At 60.2% G+C, this 3,803-nt stretch carries 6 protein-coding genes; 2 read left to right on the plus strand and 4 right to left on the minus strand.

The window, feature by feature from the left end:
* Together WA989_RS12730 and WA989_RS12735 are read right to left on the minus strand one after the other, a co-directional pair.
* The coding region (locus WA989_RS12730) for an ArsR/SmtB family transcription factor (RefSeq protein ID WP_424340865.1) at nucleotides 1-235 on the minus strand (235 nt) is incomplete at its 3' end.
* Nucleotides 236-351: 116 nt separating this feature from the next.
* Nucleotides 352-840, minus strand: coding sequence for a GatB/YqeY domain-containing protein (locus WA989_RS12735; RefSeq protein ID WP_424340866.1), 489 nt, complete (start codon nucleotides 838-840; stop codon nucleotides 352-354).
* 130 nt (nucleotides 841-970) lie between these two features.
* On the opposite strand from WA989_RS12735, the gene carA reads away from it, so the two are divergent.
* Nucleotides 971-2,146 carry a glutamine-hydrolyzing carbamoyl-phosphate synthase small subunit gene (carA, locus tag WA989_RS12740; protein ID WP_424340867.1) on the plus strand — a complete coding sequence of 392 codons (1,176 nt, stop codon included), beginning with the start codon at nucleotides 971-973 and terminating at the stop codon, nucleotides 2,144-2,146.
* Between the two features lie 263 nt (nucleotides 2,147-2,409).
* Complete coding sequence (locus WA989_RS12745; protein ID WP_424340868.1) at nucleotides 2,410-2,805, plus strand: 2OG-Fe(II) oxygenase; 396 nt, start codon at nucleotides 2,410-2,412, stop codon at nucleotides 2,803-2,805.
* An 11-nt stretch (nucleotides 2,806-2,816) separates the two neighbouring features.
* On the opposite strand, the gene WA989_RS12750 is transcribed toward WA989_RS12745, so the two are convergent.
* A complete protein-coding gene (locus tag WA989_RS12750) occupies nucleotides 2,817-3,239 on the minus strand; it encodes a DUF2141 domain-containing protein (RefSeq protein WP_424340869.1) in 423 nt (140 codons plus the stop codon).
* A gap of 147 nt (nucleotides 3,240-3,386) precedes the next feature.
* On the minus strand, nucleotides 3,387-3,803 hold a 417-nt coding region (locus tag WA989_RS12755), incomplete at its 5' end, for an alpha/beta hydrolase family protein (RefSeq protein ID WP_424340870.1).

Here is a 3,803-nt window from a genome sequence, read left to right on the forward strand (position 1 = left end):
GCCTGTCGCGGTCGAGCGAGCAGACCTGTTCGCGTCCGAGTTTCGTGCGATGGATGAGCCCTGCCCCGGCCAGAATGCCAACATGTTTGGAGACCGCTGCAAGCGACATCTCATGCGGCTCTGCAAGCCGGCTCACACTCTGGTCAGCCTGCGCCAGCGCCGCGATAATACTGCGCCGCGTCGGATCGGCCAGCGCCTTGAAAGCGCGATCAAGACCAGAAGATTGCTCAACCATTTGGTTATGTATACAGGCAAGCGTCTAATTGTCAACCGATGAGTTGAGCATCACGATGCTATCAGCGATAGCTTCTCGTACCGTGTCTTCACGAAAAAAGGCGGCCGTTTCCGGACTTAGCCGAGCGCGCGGCGCACAGCCTTGCCGGCGGAGCCGGTGTCGATCCGGCCCGGATAGCGGTTCTGCAGCTCTGTCATGCAGCGGCCCATATCCTTGAGCTTGCTGGCTTCGAGATCCTCGACGACCTGTTCGACAGCCGCTTCAAGCGCAGCGCCGGAGAGGGGCTGGGGCAAGAAGGACTGGATGATCTCGATCTCTTCGCGCTCGCGTTCTGCGTCGCTGATACGGCCGGATTCGTCATATTCGCGCGCGGAGACTTCGCGCTGGGCGACCATGGTCTCCAGCAATTTGCGAATGTCTGTTTCTTCGCAGCCCTCGCAATGCCCGCGCCCGCGTGCGGTGACATCACGGTCGCGCATGGCACACTTTACGAGCCGCAAAGTGCGTGCACGTGTGCTCTGGGCATCTTCTGATTCAGCTGTCTGGAGCGCGTCCAATATACGGTCGCGGATGCTACTGGATGGAGAAACGTCTACCTGTCCCATACCTGTACTTTTCTAATGGACCTGACCGCTTGACGGCTGGGTCGCTGCACGCCTATCTCGCCACGCAGATTGAGGTCATATAGTGACCGAAATCCTAATGGCGTTCGACAGGACGCGAGGAGATACGCCTATGGCCGCTAAAAATCAACACGATACACCAGCAACGGGTGCGATCGCTCTGGCAGATGGAACGGTCTTTCTGGGAACAGGTTCCGGCACGCCGGGAATCGCAGTGGGCGAACTCTGCTTCAACACTTCCATCACAGGTTATCAGGAAATCCTGACAGACCCGTCCTATGCCGGACAGGTCGTGCTGTTCACCTTCCCGCATGTCGGCAATGTCGGCGCCAATCCGGACGATCATGAGGAATCCTCGGCGCCTGCAGCAAAAGCAGCCACGGGGGCCGTCTTTCGTGAGCCGATTACGCCCCCGTCAAACTGGCGCTCGCGCGACCATTTCGATGCCTGGCTCGCGACCAAGCACATAACCGCAGTTTCAGGTGTCGATACCCGCGCGCTGACCCGCATCATCCGCGAGACGGGCATGCCGAAATGTGCCGTCGCCTACTCGCCTGACGGGCGAATCGATATTGACGCGCTCATCGAAGCCGCGCGCGCCTGGGAAGGCCTCGAACATGCCGATCTGGCGCTGAACGTGGTCGGTGATGCCCAATATGACAATTCAGAGCGGCTCTGGGATCTTGTCACAGGCTTTGCGAACAATGATCAAACAGACTTCCACGTCGTCGTGCTCGACTATGGCGTGAAGAAGAACATTTTGCGCAACCTCGCCCATGTCGGCGCGCGGGCCACGATTGTGCGCGGCGACACGCCGTTCGAAGAGATCATGAAGCTTGATCCGGATGGGATCGTCCTCTCGAACGGTCCTGGTGATCCGGCGGCCACGATCACCCGCTGCGGCGACACGATCGGCCAGCTGATTGACAGCGGCAAGCCGCTTCTCGGCATCTGCCTTGGTCACCAGCTGCTCGCGCTCTCGCTCGGCGCAAAGACCATGAAGATGCCGCAGGGCCATCATGGCGCGAACCATCCGGTCAAGGACTTCGAGACCGGCAAGGTTGAGATCGTGTCAATGAATCATGGCTTTACGGTCGACCCGGAGACGCTGCCCGAGGGCGTGGAAGAGAGCCACAAATCCCTCTTCGACGGGACCAATTCGGGCCTGCGCGTCGCGGGAAAACCGATCATCTCGGTCCAGCACCACCCCGAAGCGAGCCCCGGCCCACAGGATAGTTTCTACCTTTTCGAGCGCTTTGCCGGCTTCATGAAGGACCAACGCAGCTGAACGCCGGCCTTCTTGCGCCCGGGAATAACCGTCTCGGCGTTATAGCGAATGATCTTTCAACAAAAGGCTGGAGCTGGCAGCCGGGGCTTCTCCCCGAAGCTCTGACGGCTGCCCTGCGCGAAGAACTGCTGAAACGCGACGCCGCCGCTGATCTCGAAGCGGCAGGCATTGGCCGCGAAGACGGGTTCCTGGTTGATCGCTCCATCCGGCGCACGCGCATTACCTGGTTTGACGGATCAACGCCGCCTCAGCAGGACTTCCAGATGTGGTCAGAGGGGCTGCGCACCTCGCTCAACCGCGAGCTGATGCTCGGCCTGTTTGAAATGGAAGTCTGCTTTGCGGTCTACCCGCCCGGAGGCTTCTATGACCGCCACCTCGACAGCTTCGCCGGCGCGAGGAACCGGGTCGTCTCCCTCGTCGCCTATCTCAATGAGGATTGGGACGAGGCATGCGGCGGCGCACTTGCCGTCTGGCCGGAAGGCGCAGACGAGGAGGCGCCCCCGGCCGCGCGGATCATCCCGGAAGGCGGCGGCGTCATGCTTATGCTGTCAGAAGCGATCCCGCACTCCGTTGAAGTAACACACGAGAAACGCCTCGGCATGGCAGGCTGGTGGCGGGTCAACCAGTCCGGCATGGACCGCATCGACCCGCTGAGTTAGCGCCTTTTGATTTACTGCGGATAACGGACGGTTTCGGTCACGCTGGCCCCGTCTTCATAGACGTTTACCGAAACGTCCGCAAAGCTCGGTTCGCCGCGCAGGTTGGAGCCGTTGCTCATGGCCCAGCCTTCCTCCGGCATGCCATTCTCCGCCCTGTCGAATTCGCCATTTCCGTTAAGGTCATGCCAGACCGACACAGAATAGTCGCCCTCAGGCAGATCGAAGCTGACCGTGTGTGTGCCAGCGGCTGCATTTTCCATTATCTCGCCAGCGACGCCGTCATTTTTCATGAACTGTGCTTCGGTCTGAACGCCGATATAGAGCGTCGCGCCGCGGTCTTCGACGCCGTTCACTGTAACGGTAAGCGGCGCGGCGATGGCGGGTGTGGCAATTGCCAGAGCGGCGATGCCAGCTGTCAGGATACGGTGTTTCATAAGCTCTCTCCAAGTCCGCAATGTACTTTGTATTTCAAAGTTATTTGCCCCTGTCAAGCCCGACCGACCTTGCCGCATCTCTCTGACCGCGCAGAAAAAAGGCGGCCCGTCTCCGTACCGCCCTTCTAATGGAATGCCTGATGGGCCCTATTCCCCGGTCCCCAACACCTTCTCGATGAACAGCGTCTGCGCTTCGGACTGGAAGTCCCGGTTGGACTTCTTGCGGAAGCCGTGGCCTTCATCCATCGCCAGCAGGAACCAGGCCTCTCCGCCATTCTCGCGCACCGCCTCGAGGATCTGTTCAGCCTCTGAGGCTGGCACGCGCGGATCATTGGCGCCCTGAATGATGAAGAGCGGCTTGGTGATCTCATCGGCATTCTTCAGCGGGGAGATCTCCTCGAAGAAGGCCGCGATCTCGGGGTCGCGCTCATCGCCATATTCGGCGCGGCGAAGGTCCCGGCGATAGCCCTTGGTGTTTTCAAGGAATGTCTTGAAGTCGGAGATGCCGACAATGTCGATGCCGCCGGCGATCCGGTCATTATAGTCGACCATGGACGCCAGAAC

Source organism: Henriciella sp. (assembly GCF_049649345.1).
In the GTDB taxonomy this organism is placed as follows: Bacteria; Pseudomonadota; Alphaproteobacteria; order Caulobacterales; family Hyphomonadaceae; genus Henriciella.